The following is a 21,314-nucleotide window of genomic DNA, read 5'->3' as shown; positions in this document are numbered from 1 at the left end:
CCCCGTGCTCACGACGTTAGGCAGGTGAAGATCAGCGCGAAAAGCACACGCGGCGAACGCGCCCCCTTACGCTCCCTCCATTCACTCCGAGCGCCTGCTCGGACGGGTGAATAGCGGGGTCCGGGTGGATAGAGACCTACCCGAGGGGGGTCGTGGAGCGGTGAGCAGCACGGCAGATGCGCTCACCGCTCCACGTCAACGATCAGACGAAGACCGCGAGGGACTTCGCCTTTCCGTTCTTGCTCTCGACGAGCCCGAGGAGCTGGCCCTGCGGTCCGAAGACCGCGACCGTGCGGCCGTCCCCGTACTCCTCCGGCATGTCGATCCGTACGCCGTTGGCGAGCAGCGAGGCCCGCCGGGCGTCCAGGTCCCAGCGCGGGAAGGCCGCGGCCGCCGCCTCGCCGATCGGCATGACGGTCAGCTCCTCCTGGAGCTGGTCCAGGGTCCGCGCGCGGTCGAGCTTGTACGGGCCCACCCGCGTGCGGCGCAGCGCCGTCAGGTGTCCGCCGACGCCGAGGTCGGCGCCCAGGTCGCGGGCGAGGGCGCGGATGTACGTACCGCTGGAGCAGACGACGGAGACGACGAGGTCGACGACCTTGGTGCCGTCCTCGGCCTCCGCCTCCCGCATGTCGTACACCTGGAACGACGAGATCGTCACCGGCCGGGCCGGGATCTCGAAGTCCTCGCCGTCCCGTGCGCGCTTGTAGGAGCGCACGCCCTTGATCTTGATCGCGCTGACCTTGGACGGGACCTGCATGATCTCGCCCGACAGCTTGGCGACGCCCTCGTCCACGGCTTCCCGGGTGACCCCGGTGGCGTCCGTGGAGGAGGTGATCTCGCCCTCGGCGTCGTCCGTCAGGGTGTTCTGGCCCAGACGGATCGTGCCGAGGTACTCCTTCTCGGTGAGCGCGAGGTGGCCGAGGAGCTTGGTGGCCTTCTCCACGCCGAGGACGAGCACGCCCGTCGCCATCGGGTCGAGGGTGCCGGCGTGGCCGACGCGGCGGGTCTTGGCGATCCCCCGCATCTTGGCGACCACGTCGTGCGAAGTGAAGCCGGACGGCTTGTCGACGATGACAAGGCCGTCCGGAGTCTTCCCTGCGTTGGTGCTCATTCCGCGGCTGCGTCCTCGTCGTCCTCGCCCGGCTTCTTGTACGGGTCGGCGTCGCCGGCGTACTGGGCCCCGGAGGAGACCTCGCGCACCTGGGCGTCGGAGGTCCGTGCCTTCTCGAGGAGGTCCTCGATGGTCTTGGCGTTCTCCGGGAGGGCGTCCGCGACGAAGGTCAGGGTGGGCGTGAACTTGGTGCCCGCCGCCCGGCCGACCGCGGAGCGCAGGACGCCCTTGGCGCTTTCGAGACCCGCTGCCGCGCTCGCGCGGTCCTCGTCGTCGCCGTAGACCGTGTAGAAGACCGTGGCCTCCCGCAGGTCGCCGGTGACCCGGGTGTCCGTGATGGTCACGTGCGTACCGAGGCGGGGGTCCTTGACACCGCGCTGCAGCTTCTCGGCCACCACCTCCCGGATGAGGTCCGCCAGCTTCTTCGCCCGCGCATTGTCGGCCACTGGTCCGTCTCCTTCTTATGTCTTGCTATCAGTCTTCATCACCGTGGAGGCGCCGTCGTACGGACAGCAGCTCCACTTCCGGACGTGCCGCGACCAGCCGCTCGCAGCGGTCCAGTACGTCCGAGAGGAACCCCGCGTCCCCACTCACCAGAGCGACCCCTATACGGGCCCTGCGGTGCAGGTCCTGGTCGCCCACTTCAGCCGCGCTCACGGAGAACTTGCGTTGGAGCTCAGCCACGATGGGCCGGACCACGGAGCGTTTCTCCTTCAGCGAGTGGACGTCGCCGAGGAGCAGATCGAAGGACAGAGTCCCCACGTACATTCAGTTCCGGATGTCCCGCCGGTGCGGGTTCGGTGGCCTGCCGGCCGTCGCGCGGCAGGGTCACCAGAACCGTACACGCAACGGCCGGGGCCGATCGACGGATATTCCGCCGACCGGCCCCGGTGTTACGAGTTACGACACGGTGCGAACCGCCTCGCGCTTACGCGCGGGGCTTCTCGCGCATCTCGTACGTCGCGATGACGTCGTCGATCTTGATGTCGTTGAAGGAACCGAGGTTGATACCACCCTCGAAGCCCTCGCGGATCTCGGTGACGTCGTCCTTGAAGCGGCGCAGACCGGAGATGGTGAGGTTCTCCGCGATGACCTTGCCATCGCGCAGCAGGCGCGCCTTGGTGTTGCGCTTGACCTCGCCGGACCGGATGAGGACACCGGCGATGTTGCCCAGCTTGGACGAGCGGAAGATCTCGCGGACCTCCGCCGTACCGAGCTCGACCTCTTCGTACTCCGGCTTGAGGAGACCCTTCAGGGCCGCCTCGATCTCCTCGATGGCCTGGTAGATCACCGAGTAGTAGCGGACGTCGACGCCCTCGCGGTCCGCCATCTGCGCGGCGCGGCCGGCAGCACGGACGTTGTAGCCGATGACGATGGCGTCGGAGCCCATCGCCAGGGCGATGTCGGACTCGGTGACCGCACCCACACCGCGGTGCAGGACCCGGATGTCGACCTCTTCACCGACGTCGAGCTGGAGCAGCGAGGACTCGAGAGCCTCGACCGCACCGGACGCGTCGCCCTTGATGATGAGGTTGAGTTCCTGGACCAGACCGGCCTTGAGCACGGAGTCGAGGTCCTCGAGGGACACGCGACGGACGCGCTTGGCGAAGTTGGCGTTGCGCTCGCGCGCAGCACGCTTCTCGGCGATCTGGCGGGCCGTGCGGTCCTCGTCGACGACGAGGAAGTTGTCGCCGGCGCCGGGGACGTTGGTGAGACCCAGGACCAGGACGGGGGTCGACGGACCCGCTTCCTCGACGTTGTTGCCCTTGTCGTCGAGCATGGCGCGCACTCGGCCGTAGGCGTCGCCCACGACCATCGTGTCGCCGACGCGGAGGGTACCGCGCTGGACGAGGACGGTGGCGACGGCACCGCGGCCGCGGTCGAGGTGGGACTCGATCGCAATACCCTGAGCGTCCTGCTCCGGGTTGGCGCGCAGGTCGAGGGAGGCGTCGGCGGTGAGGACGACGGCCTCGAGCAGGGAGTCGATGTGCAGACCCTGCTTGGCGGAGATGTCGACGAACATCGTGTCGCCGCCGTACTCCTCGGCGACCAGACCGAACTCGGTCAGCTGACCGCGGACCTTGGTCGGGTCGGCACCCTCGACGTCGATCTTGTTGACCGCGACGACGATCGGGACGCCGGCGGCCTTGGCGTGGTTGAGCGCCTCGATCGTCTGCGGCATGACGCCGTCGTTGGCCGCGACCACGAGGATCGCGATGTCGGTCGACTTGGCACCACGGGCACGCATGGCGGTGAACGCCTCGTGACCGGGGGTGTCGATGAAGGTGATGCGACGCTCTTCGTCGTTGACCTCGGTGGAGACCTGGTACGCACCGATGTGCTGCGTGATGCCGCCGGCCTCGCCCGCGACGACGTTCGTCTTGCGGATGGCGTCGAGCAGTCGGGTCTTACCGTGGTCGACGTGACCCATGACGGTGACGACCGGCGGACGCGGCAGCAGGTACTCCTCGCCGCCCTCGTCCTCGCCGAACTCGATGTCGAAGGTCTCGAGGAGCTCGCGGTCCTCCTCCTCCGGGCTGACGATCTGAACCTGGTAGTTCATCTCGCCGGCGAGGAGCTGGAGGGTCTCGTCGGAGACGGACTGCGTGGCAGTGACCATCTCGCCGAGGTTCATCATGACCGCGACCAGCGACGCCGGGTTGGCGTTGATCTTCTCCGCGAAGTCGGTGAGGGACGCACCGCGCGACAGGCGAACGGTCTCGCCGTTGCCGCGGGGCAGCATCACGCCGCCCACGGACGGGGCCTGCATGGCCTCGTACTCCTGGCGCCTCTGACGCTTCGACTTGCGGCCGCGACGGGCCGGACCGCCGGGACGGCCGAAGGCACCCTGCGTACCGCCACGGGCACCGGGACCGCCGGGACGGCCACCGAAGCCGGGACGACCGCCGCCACCGGCGCCGGCCGGGCCGCCGCCGAAGCCGCCGCCACCCGGACGGGGACCGCCGAAGCCGCCGCCGCCCGCGGGACGCGAGCCGGGACCGGCCGGACGGCCGGCGAAGCCGCCGCCGCCGGGACGACCGGCGCCACCGGGACGGGGACCGCCCGCACCGGGACCACGGCCACCGGGGCCGCCGCCGGGACGGGGACCGGGACCACCGGCAGCGGGACGCTGCGGCATCATGCCCGGGTTGGGACGGTTACCGCCGGGAGCACCACCGGGACGCGGGGCGCCGCCCTGCGGACGGGGCATGCCACCGGGGGTCGGACGGGCGCCGCCGGGACCCTGCGGACGCGGAGCGCCGCCGGGGCCGCCCTGCGGACGGGGAGCACCCTGGCCGCCGCCGGCGCCAGGGGCACCGGGACGCGGGGCGCCGGCCGGACGGGGCGCCTGCGGGCGCGCCATGCCGGTGGAGCCACCAGAGGTGAACGGGTTGTTGCCCGGACGGGGACCGGCCGGACGGGCGCCCTGCGGGCGCGGGGTCTGGGCACCGGGGGTGCCGGCCGGACGGGCCTGGCCGCCGGGGGTGGCGCCGGCCGGACGCGGGGCGCCGGGACGGGCGCCGGGCTGGCCGCCCTGGGCCGGACGCTGCTGCGCCGGACGCGGGCCGGGGGCCGCGGCGGGACGCGCCGGGGCGGCCGGAGCCGCCGGAGGCGCGGAGAACTCGGTCGCCACGGGCGCCGCCGGAGCGGGCTTCGGGGCGGCCGGAGCCTTCGGGCCGGGACGCGGGCCGGGGGCGGCCGGCGTCACGGGTGCTGCGGCCGGGGCCTCGGCAGCGGCCGGCTTGGGGGCCGGTGCGCCGGGCTTCGGGGCAGCAGGACGTGCCGCAGCGGCCGGGGACGGCGCTGCGGGCTTGGCGGGCGCGGCCTTGCGGGGCGCGCCGGGCTTTGCAGCGGACTTGCCGGCGTTGCCGCCGGGCCCCTGCAGTGCGTCAGTCAACTTGCGTACAACCGGCGCCTCGATCGTCGAGGACGCCGAACGGACGAATTCACCGAGTTCTTGGAGCTTGGCCATGACGACCTTGCTCTCCACCCCGAACTCCTTGGCGAGTTCGTATACCCGGACCTTAGCCACTTCGCTCCTTTTAGGTCCGGGTTACGCCGGACCGTCGCTACTTCATGGGCGTACTCATCGCGTACTCATCGAGTGCTCATCGCAATCTCGACCTACTTCCAACTCGCGAGGTACCTGACCGCACGGGGTATCCGTGCCGTACTACTTCTTTACGCTGTGGTCCCGGCTTTCCCGGCCACGGCTTTGCGCAGGTTCGCCGTGTCGAGCGCTCCGGCGGACCTGAGGGCCCGGGGGAACGCCCGGCGGCGGACCGCCTGGTCGAGGCAGACCACGGCGGGGTGCACGTACGCACCCCGGCCGGGCAGCGTACCGCGAGGATCGGGGACGCATTCGTCCTCGATCGCCACGATCCGCAGCAGATCGCTCTTGGCCGCTCGCTCCCGACACCCCACACAGGTGCGTTCGGGGCATGCGCGGGCTTGCGTCCGGCCAGACACGCCTAAGTCTACCTCCCCGTACCGACCTCTTCCCCGACGAGTGCCGGAGGAAAGATCGAACGGCTGTTGTGTTGTCCTGATCCGCTGCCCTCGGCGGCGGCGGTGTGGAACCTGTCTACCGTCGGGGTAGCCCCGGCCGGTACCGGTTTATTCCCCGTCCCGGTCCCGGTCCGTGTCCGGGGACACCTCGGTGTCGGGACGGATGTCGATGCGCCAGCCGGTGAGCCGCGCGGCGAGGCGGGCGTTCTGGCCCTCCTTGCCGATGGCCAGGGACAGCTGGTAGTCGGGCACGGTCACCCGGGCGGAGCGGGAGTCCCAGTCGACGACCTCGACCTTGCTCACCCGGGCGGGTGACAGCGCGTTCGCGACCATCTCCGCCGGGTCGTCCGACCAGTCGACGATGTCGATCTTCTCGCCGTGAAGTTCGGCCATCACGTTGCGCACGCGGCTGCCCATCGGGCCGATGCAGGCGCCCTTGGGGTTCAGGCCCGAACGGGTGGACCGGACGGCGATCTTGGTGCGGTGACCGGCCTCACGGGCGATCGCCGAGATCTCGACGCTGCCGTCGGCGATCTCCGGGACCTCCAGCGAGAACAGCTTCTTCACCAGGTTCGGGTGGGTGCGCGAGAGGGTGACGGACGGGCCGCGGACACCCTTCGCCACACGCACGACGTACGCCTTCAGGCGCAGACCGTGCGGGTAGTCCTCACCGGGGACCTGCTCCTGCACCGGCAGGATGGCCTCCAGCTTGCCGATGTCGACGAGGACGTTCTTGGGGTCCTTGCCCTGCTGCACGACGCCGGTGATGACGTCGCCCTCACGGCCGGCGAACTCGCCGAAGGTCAGGTCGTCCTCGGCGTCGCGCAGACGCTGGAGGATCACCTGCTTGGCGGTCGTCGCGGCGATCCGGCCGAAGTCCGACGGCGTGTCGTCGAACTCCTTGGGCTCCTGGCCCTCTTCGAGATCCCTCGGGTCTTCCGTCGCCCACACGACCACGTGACCGTTGGTGCGGTCCAGCACGACGCGGGCGCGGCGGAAGCTCCCCTCGGTCCGGTGGTACGCGATGAGGAGGGCCGACTCGATCGCCTCGACGAGCAGGTCGAAGGAGATCTCCTTCTCCCGGACCAGACCCCGCAGGGCACTCATGTCGATGTCCACGGCTACGCCTCCTCTTCCTTCTTGTCCTTGCGGTTGAACTCGATCTCGACACGCGCCTTGGCGATGTCGGTGAAAGCAATGCGGCGGGCGGTGGCCTTGCGGCCCTTCACGCCCGGAACTTCGAGGTCCATGCCCTCGTCGTCGACGTCGAGGATGCGGGCGACCAGTTCCCCGGCGCCCTTCTCGTCCTCGGCGGACAGCTGGAACTTCACGAGACGGCCGATGGCCCGCACGTAGTGGCGGTGCTCGGTCAGCGGACGGTCGGCGCCCGGGGAGCTCACCTCGAGGACGTACTCGTCCTCGCCCATGACATCGGATTCGTCGAGCTTGTCGGAGACCTCACGGCTCAGCTCGGCACACGCGTCCAGCTCCACGCCCTCGTCGGAGTCCACGATGATCCGCAGCATCCGGCGCTTGCCCGCCCGCGACAGCTCGATCTCTTCGAGGTCCAGGCCCTTGGCGGCGACGAGCGGCTCCAGCAGTCCGCGCAGCCTGTCGCTCTGGGTGGTGCTCATCCGGGTGACTCCTCGGCCGCGTGTGCTGTTGTGGTTTCCGTCGTGCGTCAGGTCAAAGGGTATCCGGTGTCAGAGGGTGTTGCCGTCCGCCCTCCGAGCAGGGCCCCGGGTACCGTGATCACACCCTGCCCCGCCCCACACCCCCTAGGACGACGCCGTGCCCTGGACTCCGCCTTCGAGACCTTCGCGCAGGAGCCTGCTCGCCGGGGCCGCCGGCGCGGCCGGTGCCGCGCTGCTGACCGGGTGCACCGACGACCGCTCGGCCGCCTCTGACCCCACGATTTCACTCGAACGGCGGATGCGGGAGGCGGCCGTTCGTGACAGTGCACGACTGCTGGAACGTTACGACACCACGGCCGCCGCCCATCCGGACCTGGCCGCGCGGCTCGCTCCCCTGCGTGCCGCCGTCGCCGCGCACACGGCGGCCCTGTCCCCCGCCACCGCCTCGGGCTCGCCGTCCCCCGCCCCGTCACCGTCCGGCGGTACGGGGGCCGCGGCGCCCGCGCCGAGCGGCGAGCCGGTGCCCGCGAAGTCGGCCGAGGCGCTCACCGCCCTCGCCGACGCCGAGCGGAGCCTGTCCGAGGCCCGGACCATCGACCTGGCCGGGGCGCCGGGCGAACTGGCCCGGATGCTGGCCTCGGTGGCCGCCTGCGGCGCCGTGCACGTGTACCTGCTGACCTCGACCCCCGGAGCCAAGCCGTGACGCCCCAGCCCTCTCCCGCCGGACCGGCCCTGGAGGCCGCCCAGGCGGCCCTCGCCGCCGAGCACGCGGCCGCGTACGGGTACGGGGTGATCGGCGCGCGCACCACCGGCGCCCGCGCCACGGAGGCCCGGGAGGCGTACGGCAGCCACCTCGCGCGGCGTGACGCGCTGGCCCGGACCGTGCGCGAGCTGGGCGGTGCGCCCCGGCCCTCGGAGGCGGCGTACGCCCTGCCGTTCGAGGTGCGGAGCGCCGCCGACGCCGAGCGGCTGGCCGCGGTGATCGAGGACCGGGTGGCCGGGGCTTACTCCGATCTGGTGCGGGCGGCGGAGGGCCCGCTGCGCCGCGAGGCGGCCGACGCGCTGAGCGCCGCGGCCGTGCGCGCGGCACGCTGGCGCGGTGTCGGCGTAGCCTTCCCTGGGCTCGCGGAACGCGCATAGCGAGCCTCACCAGCTGAAAGGGACCACGCACGCATGGCTTTCGAACCGCCGCAGCGGCTTGTACGGGCGCTCGGCGAGATGCCGGGGACGGCGCAGGACACGGACTGGCTGGGGCAGTTGCCCGGCCTCACCGAGGCCGCGCTCTCCCGGCGGGGGCTACGGGCCCAGCGGGTGCAGGCCCCGGGCGGCCGCAGCAGTCTGGTCGTCCTCGTCACCTACGCGGACGGGACCCCGGCCGCTCTGAAACTGGCACCCCCGCACGCCCGGCCCGACCGGGAGCTGGCCGCGCTGGCGCACTGGGGCGGCTTCGGCGCCGTACGGGTCCTCGACACCCGCCACCACGAGGACGACGGGGCCCTGCTGCTGGAACGGCTGCACCCGGAGGTGTCGCTGCGGTCCCTGCCGGAGGCGAAGGCGCTGCTGGAGGCGAGCGGCACGCTGCGCCGGCTGTGGGTGGCGCCGCCCGCCGGGCACGGGTGGGAGACGGTGGCGGAGCGCACCGGGACCCAGTCGGCGGCCCTGAAGGCCGCCCCGGCGGAGGTGCGGACGCTGGCCGACTCGGCTCTGGCGGCGCGCGAGGAACTGCTGGCGGCCCCGCCGGAGGAACAGCTGCTGCACGGGAACTTCCGGCAGGGCAAGGTCCTGGCGGGCGAGCGGGCGCCGTGGCTGACCGTGGGGCCCGATCCGCTGGTCGGCGAGCGGGCGTACGACCTGGCGCGGCTGGTCCGGGACCGGCTGGAGGACCAAATGGCCACCTCGGCGGGGGCCGCGGGCGTCCGGCGCCGGGTGAACAAGCTCGCGGACGCACTGGAGGTCGACCGGGACCGGCTGCGGGGCTGGACCCTCTTCCGGGCGGTGGAATCGGGCAACCGCGCCCTGGCCGCCGGGCGGCGCCGGGACGCGGAGCTCCTGCTGGAGTTCGCGGCCTGGTTGTAGGCGGTCTGATCGACCGGACACTTGCTTGGGCATACCGTAAATAAGTAGGTATGTCCGGCAGGGGGCCGTCATGGTCGAGGAACTGCTGACAGCAGTGGTCGCCGCAGGCGTCGGTGTCGCGGTCTACATGGGCGCCGCGGCCCGGGTGGTGAAGCAGTACGAGCGGGGCCTGGTGTTCCGCTTCGGCAGGCTGCGGGAGGAGATCCGGCCGCCCGGCTTCACGGTGATCGTTCCCGTGATCGACCGGCTCCGCAAGGTCAACATGCAGATCGTGACGCTGCCGGTGCCCGCGCAGGAGGGCATCACCCGGGACAACGTCACGGTGCGGGTCGACGCGGTCGTGTACTTCAAGGTCGTCGACCCGGCGAACGCGGTCGTGGCGGTGGAGGACTACCGCTTCGCCGTATCGCAGATGGCGCAGACCTCGCTCAGGTCGATCATCGGAAAGTCCGACCTGGACGACCTGCTGTCCAACCGGGAGATGCTGAACCAGGGCCTGGAGCTGATGATCGACAGCCCGGCGGTGGGCTGGGGCGTGCAGATCGACCGGGTCGAGATCAAGGACGTGTCGCTGCCGGAGACGATGAAGCGGTCGATGGCGCGGCAGGCGGAGGCCGACCGTGAGCGCCGGGCCCGCGTGATCAACGCGGACGCGGAGCTGCAGGCCTCGCACAAGCTCGCCGAGGCGGCGGAGGTCATGTCCGAGCAGCCCGCGGCGCTCCAGCTGCGCCTGCTGCACACGGTCGTGGCCGTCGCCGCCGAGAAGAACTCCACGCTGGTGCTGCCGTTTCCGGTGGAGCTGCTGCGTTTCCTGGAACGCGCCGCCCCACCGCCTCCGGTGGCTGCCGCGCGGGAGGAACCGGCCCCGGCCGGCCCGGCTTCCGAAGGCCCCGGGCCGGCCGAGGTCGACGCCGCGGCGGCGCCGGCGGCGATCGATGCCGCGGAGGCGGAGGACGGGCCCCGGGCCGACGCCGCGGCAGTGCCGGCGGCGGTCGATGCCGCGGGAGCGGAGGACGGGCCTTCGGCCCTGGACCGGGCGGCGGCGGACCTGGACCGGGCGGCGGCGGAGCCGGCCCTCGACGGTGCCGAGCCGCCGCCGTACCCGGACGAGTCCCCGCCGTAGCAGCGGGGCGGGTCCTCTCCCCTCCCCGCCCTTTACGACGTCAGGCGGGCGAGGGCTTCGGTGAGGGGGAGTTCCTCGCGGGTGCCCGTGGCGCGGTTCTGGAGTTCGACGACCTCGTCGGCGGAGCGGCGGCCCGCCACCAGGATCCACGGCACGCCGATCAGCTCCGCGTCCGTGAGCTTCACGCCCGGGGAGAGGCCCGGCCGGTCGTCCAGCAGGACCCGCAGCCCGGATGCGGCCAGGGCCGTCGCCGCCTGCTCGGCCAGAGCCAGCGGTACGGCCTTGCCCGCCGCGACCACGTGGACGTCGGCCGGGGCGACCGCGGCCGGCCAGCACAGGCCCCGCTCGTCCGCCGTCTGCTCGGCGAGTGCCGCCACCGCGCGTGAGACGCCGATGCCGTAGGAGCCCATCGTGACCCGTACCGGCTTGCCCTCGCGGCCCAGCACGTCCAGCCCGAAGGCGTCCGCGTACTTGCGGCCGAGCTGGAAGATGTGCCCGATCTCGATCGCCCGGTCGAGCCGCAGACCGGCGCCGCAGGAGGGGCAGGGGTCGCCCGGCTCCACGACCACCACGTCGAGGTACTGGTCCACCTCGAAGTCCCGGCCGCAGACCACGTTGCGGGCGTGCGTGTCGGCCTTGTTGGCGCCCGTCACCCAGGCGGTGCCCGGCGCGACCCGCGGGTCGGCCAGGTAGCGGACCTTCTCCAGGCCCTGCGGGCCCACGTAGCCGCGTACGAGGTCGGGCCGGTCGGTGAAGTCCTCGGCGGTGACGAGCTCGACGACCGCGGGGGCCAGGTGTTCGCCCAGCTTGCCGAGGTCCACCTCCCGGTCCCCGGGCACGCCCACGGCGACGATCTCGCCGTCGACCTTCACCAGGAGGTTCTTCAGCGTCGCCGAGGCGGGGACCCCCAGGTGCGCGGCGAGGGTCTCGATCGTCGGGGTGTCGGGGGTGTCCACCTCCTCCAGGGCCGGGTGCTCCGCGGACAAGGGGGCCAGTGCGAAGGTCACGGCCTCCGTGTTGGCCGCGTAGGCGCAGGAGGGGCAGTCCACGAACGTGTCCTCGCCGGCCCCGGCCGGGGCCAGGAACTCCTCGGACGCCGATCCGCCCATCGCCCCCGACACCGCCGAGACGATGCGGTGGTCCAGGCCGAGCCGCTCGAAGATCCGGACGTAGGCCTCGCGGTGGAGCCGGTAGGACTCCTCCAGCCCCTCGTCGGACACGTCGAAGGAGTACGAGTCCTTCATCTGGAACTCGCGGCCGCGCAGCACGCCCGACCGGGGCCGTGCCTCGTCGCGGTACTTGGTCTGGATCTGGTACAGCATGACCGGCAGGTCCTTGTACGAGGTGCACTGGTCCTTCACCACCAGGGTGAAGATCTCCTCGTGGGTGGGGCCGAGCAGGTAGTCCGCGCCCTTGCGGTCCCTGAGCCGGAACAGCAGGTCGCCGTATTCCGACCAGCGGCCGCTCACCTCGTACGGCTCCTTCGGCAGCAGGGCGGGGAGCAGCACCTCCTGGGCGCCGATGGCGTCCATCTCCTCGCGGACGACCCGGCTGACGTTGTCCAGGACCCGCTTGCCGAGCGGCAGCCATGTCCACACGCCGGCGGAGCTGCGCCGCACGTATCCGGCCCTGACCAGGAGCCGGTGGCTGAGGGTTTCGGCGTCGGCCGGGTCCTCGCGGAGGGTCTTGGCCATGAGGCGGGACATGCGCTGTACGTGATGTGTGGACATGCCCGGGAGGTTACCGGGGCCCCGTGGACCCCGGAAACCATTTCAGGCCCTGGTCAGCGGCAGTGGGGCGCCCATGACGGCGTACGGGAGGCTCGCGCTCGGGAAGTGGACCTGGCGGGCGAGGTCGACGTAGCCGAGGGCCCGGTAGAGCCCTCGGGCGGGGCTCTCGGTGTCGATGGCGGAGAGGATCGATCGGGGCTCGGCGGCGGCGTCGGTGATGGTGGTGATCAGTGCGCGGCCGACGCCGTGGCCCTGGAAGCCGGGGTGGACGTGCAGTTCGGTGATGACGAAGGAGCCGTCCAGCCAGTCCTCGTGCCCGCCGGACCGCAGGTAGGGCTCGACGATGGTGGACCACCAGTGGGTGCGGTCGTTGGGCATCCCGTACACGAATCCGGTGAGTGCGCCGTCCTCGGCGAAGGCGCCGAGGGCGCGGGCGCCCTTGCAGGTCATGTGGCGCTGGACGATGTAGCGCCGGATGCCGACCTCCTCCTCGCTGAGGCCGAAGGCGACGGCCTGCACGCGCAGGGCCTCGTCCACGCGGGCGGCGAGGTCGAGGGGGCCGATACGGACTCCGGAAGGCAGCATGCGGCGACCTTACTTCGGGGTAAGGGTGTGCCGGAATGCCGCGTCCGCAGTCGTCGGGCGGTTCAGAACAGCACGCTCATGAACGCGCCGACCTCACGGAAGCCCACCCGTCGGTACGCGGCCCGTGCCGCGGTGTTGAAGTCGTTCACGTAGAGGCTGACCACGGGTGCCACGTCGCGCAGCGCGTACTCGACGACGGCGGCCATCCCGGTCTCCGAGTGGCCGCGGCCGCGGAACTCGGGGGCCACCCAGACGCCCTGGATCTGGCAGGCGCGGGAGGTGGCGGCGCCGATCTCCGCCTTGAAGACGATCTTGTCGTCCTCGACGCGGGCGAAGGAGCGGCCGCCGGCGACGAGCTCGGCGACGCGGGCCTGGTACAGCAGTCCGCCGTCGCCGGCCATCGGCGAGACGCCGACCTCCTCGGTGAACATGGCCACGCACGCGGGCATGATCAGGTCCATCTCGTTCTTGCGGATCCGGCGGACCTGCGGGTCCGCCTGGACGGTGGTGGAGGGTCGGTCGATGACCATGAGGGGCTGGTGGGCGCGGACCTCGCGGGCGGGGCCCCAGCTGGGCTCCAGGAGCTGCCACAGCCGCCGGGTCGGCTCGGCGGGGCCGACGATGGAGGAGCAGCGGCGGCCGGTGCGGCGGGCCCGGTCGGCGAAGGCCCGTACGGCGTCGGGCTCGGCGCAGACGGGCACGAGGTTGGCTCCGGCGTAGCAGAGCGAACGGAGCTCGCCGTCGGCGTACCAGCCCCACATCTCGCCGCCCAGGCGCCAGGGGTCGAGTCCGGCGACCTGGACCCGGGAGGTGACGAAGGCGTTCTCGACCGGCTCGCGTCCGAGGATGTCGAGCGCGGCGTCGAGATCACTGGGCTCAAGGACCCGGGTGGTGGTCTGCGTCAACACTGGGGCCTCACCATGCAAGTCTGCTGATCTCCGCACTGTACCCGGCGGCACCGGACGATGCCGCGTCCAGAGGTCACGAAAAGGCCCCGGCCCCGCTCCCGAACTGCGGGAACGGGGCCGGGGCCACGTGCGGGGCCGGCCGAGCCGGGGGCGAGGCGAGCCGAAGGGGCGCGCCGGGGAGCGACGGCGAACGCGCGCAGGGAACGCGAGGCACGAGCGTTTCCGAGCACGTACGCCGGCGCGAGCCGGCAACAGGCGCCCCGGAGGCGAGGCGAGCCCGAAAAAGATCAGACGCCGATGGCGACGGTCGGCTCGCCGCTGGTGACGCCGTCGGCCTCCATCTGCGCCGCGATCTTCAACGCCTCTTCGATGAGGGTCTCGACGATCTTCGACTCGGGGACGGTCTTGATGACCTCGCCCTTCACGAAGATCTGGCCCTTGCCGTTGCCGGAGGCGACGCCGAGGTCGGCCTCGCGGGCCTCGCCCGGGCCGTTGACGACGCAGCCCATGACGGCGACGCGCAGCGGGACCTCCATGCCCTCCAGGCCCGCCGTGACCTCCTCGGCCAGCTTGTAGACGTCGACCTGGGCGCGGCCGCAGGAGGGGCAGGAGACGATCTCCAGGCGGCGCGGCTTGAGGTTCAGCGACTCCAGGATCTGGATGCCGACCTTGACCTCCTCCGCCGGCGGGGCGGAGAGGGAGACGCGGATGGTGTCGCCGATGCCCTCGGAGAGCAGGGCGCCGAAGGCGACCGCGGACTTGATGGTGCCCTGGAAGGCGGGGCCGGCTTCGGTGACGCCCAGGTGCAGCGGGTAGTCGCAGGCGGCGGCGAGCTGACGGTAGGCGTTGACCATGACGACCGGGTCGTTGTGCTTGACCGAGATCTTGATGTCGCCGAAGCCGTGCTCCTCGAAGAGGGAGGCCTCCCACAGCGCGGACTCGACCAGCGCCTCGGGGGTGGCCTTGCCGTACTTCTTCAGCAGTCGGGCGTCGAGGGAGCCGGCGTTCACACCGATGCGGATCGGCGTGCGCGTCTCGTTCGCGGCCTTCGCGATCTCCTTGACCTTGTCGTCGAACTGCTTGATGTTGCCCGGGTTCACGCGGACCGCGGCGCAGCCGGCGTCGATCGCGGCGAACACGTACTTCGGCTGGAAGTGGATGTCGGCGATGACCGGGATCTGCGACTTCTTGGCGATCACGGCGAGGGCGTCGGCGTCGTCCTGCGTCGGGCACGCCACGCGGACGATGTCGCAGCCGGAGGCGGTGAGCTCGGCGATCTGCTGGAGCGTCGCCCCGATGTCGGAGGTCCTGGTGGTGGTCATCGACTGCACGGAGATCTGTGAGTCGCCGCCGACGGCGACCTTGCCGACCTGGATCTTGCGGCTGACCCTGCGGTCGGCAAGCTTCGTCGGCACGGCCGGCATTCCGAGAGAGATGGCAGTCATCTGCTGTGCAACCCCAAGGTGTGGATCAAGGTCCCGAGATCGGCGGGCTCCAGGCTTCGAGATTACGCCAACCCAGGGGCGGGCCGTGCATCCGAGGGGGTGCGCCACCCGAACGTAGGGAGCCGGGCACGATCCGTGCCCGGCTCCGGTACGACCGGGGTACGGCACCGCAAACTAGGTGATCTTGATCGGATTCACCACGTCGGCGACCATCACCAGCAGGGTGAAGCAGATGAACAGGCCCGCGACGACGTACGCGACGGGCATCAGCTTCGCCACGTCGAACGGGCCGGGGTCGGGGCGGCGGAAGATCCGTGCCACGCCCCGCCGCAGCGACTCCCAGAGCGCGCCGGCGATGTGCCCGCCGTCGAGGGGGAGCAGCGGCAGCATGTTGAAGAGGAACAGCGAGAGGTTGAAGCCGGCCAGCAGGTTCAGGAAGAACACCAGCTGGTGCTGGGCGGGGATGTCGAGGGTGAAGATCTCACCGCTGACGCGGGCCGCGCCGACGACGCCCATCGGGCTGTCCTGCTTGCGTTCGGCCCCGTTGAAGGCCGCGTTCCACAGGTCCGGGACCTTGGACGGCAGGGCGACCAGCGACTGCACGCCGGCCTCCATCATCTCGCCCATGCGCTCGACGGACTGGCCGAAGGACTGCGGTACGTAGCCGGAGGCGGGGGCGAAGCCGAGGAAGCCCGCGGTGACGTACTCGTCCTTGACGTACTTGCCGCTGCCGTCCGTCTTGGCGACCTTGTTCTCGATCAGGTTCGCCTTGAGGTCGAGGCGCTCACCGGCCCGGACCACGGTGATCGTGGCGGGCCCGACGGTGGCGCGGATGTCCTTCTGGAGGGCGGACCAGTCGTCGACCCGGCGGCCGTCGAAGGCGACGATCTTGTCGCCTGCCTTCAGGCCCGCCGCCCGGGCGGGTGCGGCCGGGTCGCCGGGCTGGCACTTGTCGCGCTTCTCGCTCTGCTGGATGACGCAGTCCGAGACGGTGGCGACCGAGGTGGTCTGGGTGTTCAGACCGAAGGTCATCAGGGTGGTGAGGAAGATCGCCACGGCCAGGACCAGGTTCATGAACGGGCCGGCGAACATCACGATCACGCGCTTCCACGGCTTGCGCGTGTAGAAGAGGCGGGTCTCGTCGCCGGGCTGGAGCTCCTCGTACGCCGCCGAGCGCGCGTCCTCGATCATCGACCGGAACGGCGAGGTGGACCGGGCGGTGACCTTGCCGTCCTCGCCGGGCGGGAACATCCCGATCATGCGGATGTAGCCGCCCATGGGGATGGCCTTGATCCCGTATTCGGTCTCGCCCTTCCTCCGCGACCAGACGGTCGGGCCGAAGCCGACCATGTACTGCGGCACGCGGATGCCGAAGAGCTTGGCCGTGGAGAGGTGTCCCAGCTCGTGCCACGCGATGGAGACCAGCAGGCCGACCGCGAAGATCACGATTCCGAGCACCGTCATCAGAAGTGTCATGCGCGCGCCTCCGCGGCGGCCCGAGCCGCCATCTCCCGCGCCCGGGCCCTGGCCCAGGCCTCTGCTTCAAGGACGTCCTGGACGGTCAGGGAGGTTCCCGACTCCGGCGTCCCGTGCTCATCGACCACGGCAGAGACCGTATCCATGATTGCTGTGAACGGCAGCCGACCGGCCAGGAACGCCTCGACGCACTCCTCGTTCGCCGCGTTGAACACGGCGGGGGCGGTGCCCCCGAGGCCGCCCACGTGCCGGGCGATGCCGACGGCGGGGAAGGCCTCGGTGTCCAGCGGGAAGAACTCCCAGGTGGACGCCTTGGTCCAGTCGAAGGTGGGGGCCGCGTCCGGGATCCGCTGGGGCCAGCCGAGGCCGATGGCGATGGGCCCGCGCATGTCCGGCGGGGTGGCCTGGGCGAGGGTGGAGCCGTCGGTGAACTCCACCATCGAGTGCACGTACGACTGCGGGTGGACCACGACCTCGATCTGCTCGAACGGGATGTCGTAGAGGAGGTGCGCCTCGATGACCTCCAGGCCCTTGTTGACCAGCGTCGCCGAGTTGACGGTGATCACCGGGCCCATGGCCCAGGTCGGGTGCGCGAGCGCGTCCTCGACGGTCACCTTCGCCAGCTCGGCGCGGGTGCGGCCGCGGAAGGGGCCGCCGGAGGCCGTCACCACGAGCTTGCGCACGTCGGCGCGGGTGCCGGCGGCCAGCGCCTGGAAGAGCGCGGCGTGCTCGGAGTCCACGGGGATGATCTGGCCGGGCTTCGCGAGGGCCTTGACCAGCGGGCCGCCGACGATCAGCGACTCCTTGTTGGCCAGGGCCAGGGTGCGGCCGGCCCGGAGCGCGGCGAGGGTCGGCGCGAGGCCGATGGATCCGGTGATGCCGTTGAGGACGGTGTGGCACTCGGAGGCGGCGAGTTCGGTCGCGGCGTCCGGACCGGCCAGGATCTCGGGCAGCGCCTCGCCCGGCCCGTACTGGGCGCCGAGCGCCTCCTTCAGGGCCGGTACGACGTCTTCGCGGGCGACGGCCACCTTCCCGACCCGCAGCAGCCGGGCCTGCTCGGCCAGCAGCGCCACCCGGCCGCCGGCGGCGGACAGGGCGGTGACCCGGAAGCGGTCCGGGTTGCGCAGGGCGAGATCGATGGCCTGGGTGCCGATGGAGCCGGTGGACCCGAGGATCACGATGTCCCTGCGGCCGGCCGCGGCGTCGAAGAGGAGGTGCGGGTCGGCGAGGGGGGCTGGACGGTCGCTCATGCCCCCCATTGTTGCCGCAAGTCAGGGGCGGCCCGACACGGAGCCCCCTTCCGTGACCCTCAGCAGGAGGTGCGGGAGCGTTCCGGCGAAGTCGGGGAGCGTGCGGGCGGTCCGCCACCAGGCCTCCGGGTCCTCGCCGAGGGCCACGGTGAGCAGCCGGTACGCCTCCGCGTGGGCGGCGAGGACGGCGCCCGCGTGGTCGTGCCGGTCGGGGTGGTCCACGTCGCCGAGCCAGTGGTCCTCGTCGAGGGCCCAGCAGGCGGGCAGCTTGTGCCGGATCACGTCGATGCCGGTGAGCAGGCCGCGGTCGAGGCAGTCGCGCACCCAGCGGATGTCCTCGTCGACGCTCTCCATGGGCACGGCGAGGCTCGCCAGGGCCAGTTCGCGCTCGACGTCGCCGGTGGGCTCGGCGGCGGTCGGGGCGAGGTGGCGCACGGCCCGGGTGAGCTCGGGGTCCGCCTCCCCCGCGCCGTCCGGTTCGGGCAGGGTCCCGTCGACGACGCCCGCCACCAGTGCGGGCAGCGGTCCCGGGTGGCCGGGGGCGTGCCGCAGCAGCTCCGCCCACAGCCGCGGGTCGTCCCCCAGCGGGCGCAGGGCCCGCATCACGGCGGTCTGCATGCCGGCCTGTTCGGGCAGGGTCCAGCGCAGGGAGCGGCGGGCGGGAAGGTGGCCGAGGAGCAGGGTGTGGCGGGCGGGGGCGACGTGGGTGACGAGTTCCTCGTGCGTGAGCCGGCCCATGCGTACGGCGCGGACGGCCGGCCGGTGCCAGGAGCGGGCGTCCCCCGGCGCCGCGGCCGTGGCGAGCAGCCCGCCGACGGTCTCCCGGGGCAGGTCGGCGGCGAGCAGCAGGGCCTCGACGGAGCCGGCCGGCAACGGCAGGCGGGAGTGCTCGGCGAGCAGGCGTTCCGGGGCGGCTTCGTGGGGCAGCGCCAGGATGTCCAGGGGGACCCGCAGTCCGCGGCGGCCGTGCCGGCGCAGCAGGCCGGTCAGCTCGGCGGCGGTGAGGGGTTCCGCGCCGGGGTCGCGGCCGAGCTCGGCGCGGAGCACGGGCAGGAGCTCCGGCGGGGTGCGGCGGCGGGCGTAGCGGGCGGGCCCCGGCAGGCCGGGCAGGGGCCGTCCCACGACGCGGGGGTTGCGGGCGATGTAGCCCCGGCCGGCCTCGTCTGCGTGGCGCAGGAGCAGGGTGACGGTGGAGGCCGCCAGCCATTCGTCCCGGCAGAGGTACTTGAGGGTCGGCCGGTCGAGCCGGCGGGTCATGTCGACGACGACGTGGTCCGGTGCGTGGCGCAGAAGGTGCGCCACGCACCAGGCCAGCCGTCGGCTGGTGCGGTCCTGCTCGGCCGTCGGCATGGTTCTCGTCCGCCTCGTGCTGTGCTCGTGCGCGTACCGGTTCCGTACGCGTACTCATCCTCGTACGTCTGTCCGACGTGCGGCGATGATCGCAGGTCAGCGGATGGGGCGGTGCACGTTTTTCCGGGTCGAGGCACCGGGGGCGGCGTCCGCGATCCAGGGGCCGTCGCCCGACGGGTCGAGGACGCCCTCCTCCAGCCAGGTGTAGGTCCCGGACAGGACGCCCGCGACCACCTTGCGGTCGAGGTCGTCGGTGTTGGACCAGAGCCGGCCGAAGAGCTCCTCGACGCGCAGCCGGGACTGCTCGCAGAAGGCGTCGGCCAGCTGGTAGGCCTCGCGGCCGTGCTGTCCGGAGGCGCGCAGGTGCTCGGCTCGGACGCAGGCCGCGCTCATCGCGAAGAGTTCGGCGCCGATGTCGACGATCCGGCCGAGGAAGCCCTGCTTGGTCTCCATGCGGCCCTGCCAGCGGGACATCGCGTAGAAGGTGGACCGGGCGAGTTTGCGGGCGCTGCGCTCCACGTAGCGCAGGTGGGTGGCGAGGTCGGGGTGGCCGCCGGGGTGGAAGGCCCGGTAGGTGCCGGGGACCTGGCCGGGTCCGGTGGCCAGCTTGGGCAGCCAGCGGGCGTAGAACCCGGCGGCGCGGGCGCCGGCCCTGGCCTTGTCGCCGAGGTCCTTGTCGGGGTCGATGAGGTCGCCGGCGACCGAGAGGTGGGCGTCCACGGCCTCGCGGGCGATCAGCAGGTGCATGATCTCCGTGGATCCCTCGAAGATCCGGTTGATGCGCAGGTCGCGGAGCATCTGCTCGGCGGGGACGGCGCGCTCGCCGCGGGCGGCCAGGGACTCGGCGGTCTCGAAGCCCCGTCCGCCGCGGATCTGGACCAGTTCGTCGGCCATCAGGCAGGCCATCTCGGAGCCGTAGAGCTTGGCGAGGGCGGCTTCGATGCGGATGTCGTTGCGGTCCTCGTCGGCCATCTGGGAGGCGAGGTCGACGACCGCTTCGAGGGCGAAGGTGGTGGCGGCGATGAAGGAGATCTTGGCGCCGACCGCCTCGTGCCGGGCGACCGGCCGGCCCCACTGCTCGCGCACGCCGGACCACTCGCGGGCGATCTTCAGGCACCACTTGCCGGCGCCGACGCACATGGCGGGCAGGGAGAGCCGGCCGGTGTTGAGCGTGGTGAGGGCGATCTTGAGGCCGGCGCCCTCGGCGCCGATGCGCTGGTCGGCGGGGACCCGCACCCGGTGGAAGCGGGTGACGCCGTTCTCCAGGCCGCGCAGGCCCATGAAGGCGTTGCGGTGCTCGACGGTGATGCCGGGCGAGTCGGCCTCGACGACGAAGGCGGTGATCCCGCCGCGGTGGTTCTCCGACTTCGGCACCCGGGCCATGACCACGAGCAGGTCCGCGACGACCCCGTTGGTGGTCCACAGCTTCACGCCGTCGAGGACGTAGGCGTCCTCGCCGTCCGGGACGGCGGTGGTGGCCAGGCGGGCGGGGTCGGAGCCCACGTCGGGTTCGGTGAGCAGGAAGGCGCTGATGGCGGTGGTGGCGCAGCGCGGCAGGTAGGCGTCCTTCTGCGCCTGCGTGCCGAACATCTTCAGCGGCTGGGGCACGCCGATCGACTGGTGGGCGGAGAGCAGGGCTCCGATGGCCGGGCTGACCGAGCCGACGAGGGCGAGCGCCTTGTTGTAGTAGACCTGGGTGAGGCCGAGACCCCCGTACTTGGGGTCGATCTTCATCCCGAGGGCGCCGAGCTCCTTGAGCCCGCGCACGGTCTCGTCGGGGATCTTCGCCTCGCGCTCGATGAGGGCGCCGTCGACACGGGTCTCGCAGAACTCGCGCAACCGGGCGAGGAAGGCCTCGCCCCGGCGGACGTCCTCGTCGGTGGGGAGCGGGTGGGGATGGATCAGGTCGAGCCTGAACCGTCCCAGGAAGAGCTCCTTGGCGAAACTGGGTTTGCGCCAGTCCTGTTCCCGGGCCGCTTCCGCGACCTGTCGTGCCTCGCGCTCGGTCACCTTGGGCTGTGTGCCGCTGGGCTGTACGGGCTGTGTTGCGGACATGCGGGGACTCACCTCGCCGCCGGAGTCGGTGGTACCGGCCTACTGGCCGGTGCTACCTGTGA

General features: G+C 72.0%; 19 protein-coding genes. 4 read left to right on the top strand and 15 right to left on the bottom strand.

What is annotated here, in order from left to right:
- Positions 1-202: 202 nt before the first annotated feature.
- The 7 genes from truB to rimP form a co-directional block, all read right to left on the bottom strand.
- Entirely contained in the window at positions 203-1,111 is a 909-nt protein-coding gene (gene truB / locus IG86_RS0118815; protein WP_030823924.1) for a tRNA pseudouridine(55) synthase TruB, read from the bottom strand.
- Positions 1,108-1,557, bottom strand: coding sequence for a 30S ribosome-binding factor RbfA (gene rbfA, locus IG86_RS0118810; RefSeq protein WP_030651161.1), 450 nt, complete (start codon positions 1,555-1,557; stop codon positions 1,108-1,110). The genes truB and rbfA overlap by 4 nt, the downstream gene beginning before the upstream one ends.
- Before the next feature lie 28 nt (positions 1,558-1,585).
- Positions 1,586-1,879, bottom strand: coding sequence for a DUF503 domain-containing protein (locus IG86_RS0118805; RefSeq protein WP_030651158.1), 294 nt, complete (start codon positions 1,877-1,879; stop codon positions 1,586-1,588).
- Positions 1,880-2,039: 160 nt separating this feature from the next.
- Positions 2,040-5,144: a translation initiation factor IF-2 gene (infB, locus tag IG86_RS41305; RefSeq protein ID WP_078848090.1), complete on the bottom strand. Its 3,105-nt coding sequence runs from the start codon at positions 5,142-5,144 to the stop codon at positions 2,040-2,042.
- 149 nt (positions 5,145-5,293) lie between these two features.
- Positions 5,294-5,581 carry a YlxR family protein gene (locus IG86_RS0118795; protein ID WP_030823921.1) on the bottom strand — a complete coding sequence of 96 codons (288 nt, stop codon included), beginning with the start codon at positions 5,579-5,581 and terminating at the stop codon, positions 5,294-5,296.
- 147 nt (positions 5,582-5,728) lie between these two features.
- Entirely contained in the window at positions 5,729-6,739 is a 1,011-nt protein-coding gene (gene nusA, locus IG86_RS0118790) for a transcription termination factor NusA (RefSeq protein WP_030823918.1), read from the bottom strand.
- 2 nt (positions 6,740-6,741) lie between these two features.
- Positions 6,742-7,254 carry a ribosome maturation factor RimP gene (rimP, locus tag IG86_RS0118785; RefSeq protein ID WP_030823915.1) on the bottom strand — a complete coding sequence of 171 codons (513 nt, stop codon included), beginning with the start codon at positions 7,252-7,254 and terminating at the stop codon, positions 6,742-6,744.
- A gap of 157 nt (positions 7,255-7,411) precedes the next feature.
- Between rimP and IG86_RS0118780 the strand changes: the two genes are divergently transcribed.
- The 4 genes from IG86_RS0118780 to IG86_RS38855 all read left to right on the top strand — a co-directional run bounded on the left by IG86_RS0118780 (position 7,412) and on the right by IG86_RS38855 (position 10,453).
- Positions 7,412-7,957: a hypothetical protein gene (locus tag IG86_RS0118780; RefSeq protein ID WP_030898139.1), complete on the top strand. Its 546-nt coding sequence runs from the start codon at positions 7,412-7,414 to the stop codon at positions 7,955-7,957.
- Complete coding sequence (locus IG86_RS0118775; RefSeq protein ID WP_030823910.1) at positions 7,954-8,394, top strand: ferritin-like domain-containing protein; 441 nt, start codon at positions 7,954-7,956, stop codon at positions 8,392-8,394. Before IG86_RS0118780 ends, IG86_RS0118775 begins: the two co-directional genes overlap by 4 nt.
- A 33-nt stretch (positions 8,395-8,427) precedes the next feature.
- Positions 8,428-9,330: an aminoglycoside phosphotransferase family protein gene (locus tag IG86_RS0118770; RefSeq protein WP_030823908.1), complete on the top strand. Its 903-nt coding sequence runs from the start codon at positions 8,428-8,430 to the stop codon at positions 9,328-9,330.
- Positions 9,331-9,400: 70 nt separating this feature from the next.
- Entirely contained in the window at positions 9,401-10,453 is a 1,053-nt protein-coding gene (locus IG86_RS38855; RefSeq protein ID WP_045936346.1) for a slipin family protein, read from the top strand.
- Positions 10,454-10,485: 32 nt separating this feature from the next.
- Here IG86_RS38855 and IG86_RS0118760 read toward each other — a convergent pair whose 3' ends face one another.
- The 8 genes from IG86_RS0118760 to IG86_RS0118725 form a co-directional block, all read right to left on the bottom strand.
- Complete coding sequence (locus tag IG86_RS0118760; RefSeq protein ID WP_030898136.1) at positions 10,486-12,183, bottom strand: proline--tRNA ligase; 1,698 nt, start codon at positions 12,181-12,183, stop codon at positions 10,486-10,488.
- Between the two features lie 42 nt (positions 12,184-12,225).
- Positions 12,226-12,768 (bottom strand): GNAT family N-acetyltransferase, encoded by a 543-nt coding sequence (locus IG86_RS0118755; RefSeq protein WP_030823899.1) that lies wholly within the window; start codon positions 12,766-12,768, stop codon positions 12,226-12,228.
- A 62-nt stretch (positions 12,769-12,830) separates the two neighbouring features.
- The gene (locus IG86_RS0118750; protein WP_030823896.1) at positions 12,831-13,676 is read right to left on the bottom strand and encodes a GNAT family N-acetyltransferase; all 846 of its coding nucleotides are present in this window, start codon (positions 13,674-13,676) and stop codon (positions 12,831-12,833) included.
- A gap of 287 nt (positions 13,677-13,963) precedes the next feature.
- Entirely contained in the window at positions 13,964-15,121 is a 1,158-nt protein-coding gene (ispG, locus tag IG86_RS0118745) for a flavodoxin-dependent (E)-4-hydroxy-3-methylbut-2-enyl-diphosphate synthase (RefSeq protein ID WP_030823893.1), read from the bottom strand.
- 174 nt (positions 15,122-15,295) lie between these two features.
- Complete coding sequence (locus IG86_RS0118740; RefSeq protein ID WP_030823890.1) at positions 15,296-16,597, bottom strand: M50 family metallopeptidase; 1,302 nt, start codon at positions 16,595-16,597, stop codon at positions 15,296-15,298.
- Entirely contained in the window at positions 16,594-17,847 is a 1,254-nt protein-coding gene (dxr, locus tag IG86_RS0118735; RefSeq protein ID WP_030898131.1) for a 1-deoxy-D-xylulose-5-phosphate reductoisomerase, read from the bottom strand. The genes IG86_RS0118740 and dxr overlap by 4 nt, the downstream gene beginning before the upstream one ends.
- 21 nt (positions 17,848-17,868) lie before the next feature.
- A complete protein-coding gene (locus tag IG86_RS0118730) occupies positions 17,869-19,197 on the bottom strand; it encodes a hypothetical protein (RefSeq protein WP_030898129.1) in 1,329 nt (442 codons plus the stop codon).
- A gap of 96 nt (positions 19,198-19,293) precedes the next feature.
- Entirely contained in the window at positions 19,294-21,252 is a 1,959-nt protein-coding gene (locus IG86_RS0118725) for an acyl-CoA dehydrogenase family protein (RefSeq protein WP_030823882.1), read from the bottom strand.
- Positions 21,253-21,314 lie beyond the last annotated feature (62 nt).

It is taken from the genome of Streptomyces virginiae, from assembly GCF_000720455.1.
Taxonomy (GTDB): domain Bacteria; phylum Actinomycetota; class Actinomycetes; order Streptomycetales; family Streptomycetaceae; genus Streptomyces; species Streptomyces virginiae.
Note: the sequence above shows the minus strand (reverse complement) of the source record. Positions and strands in the feature narration are given on the sequence as shown.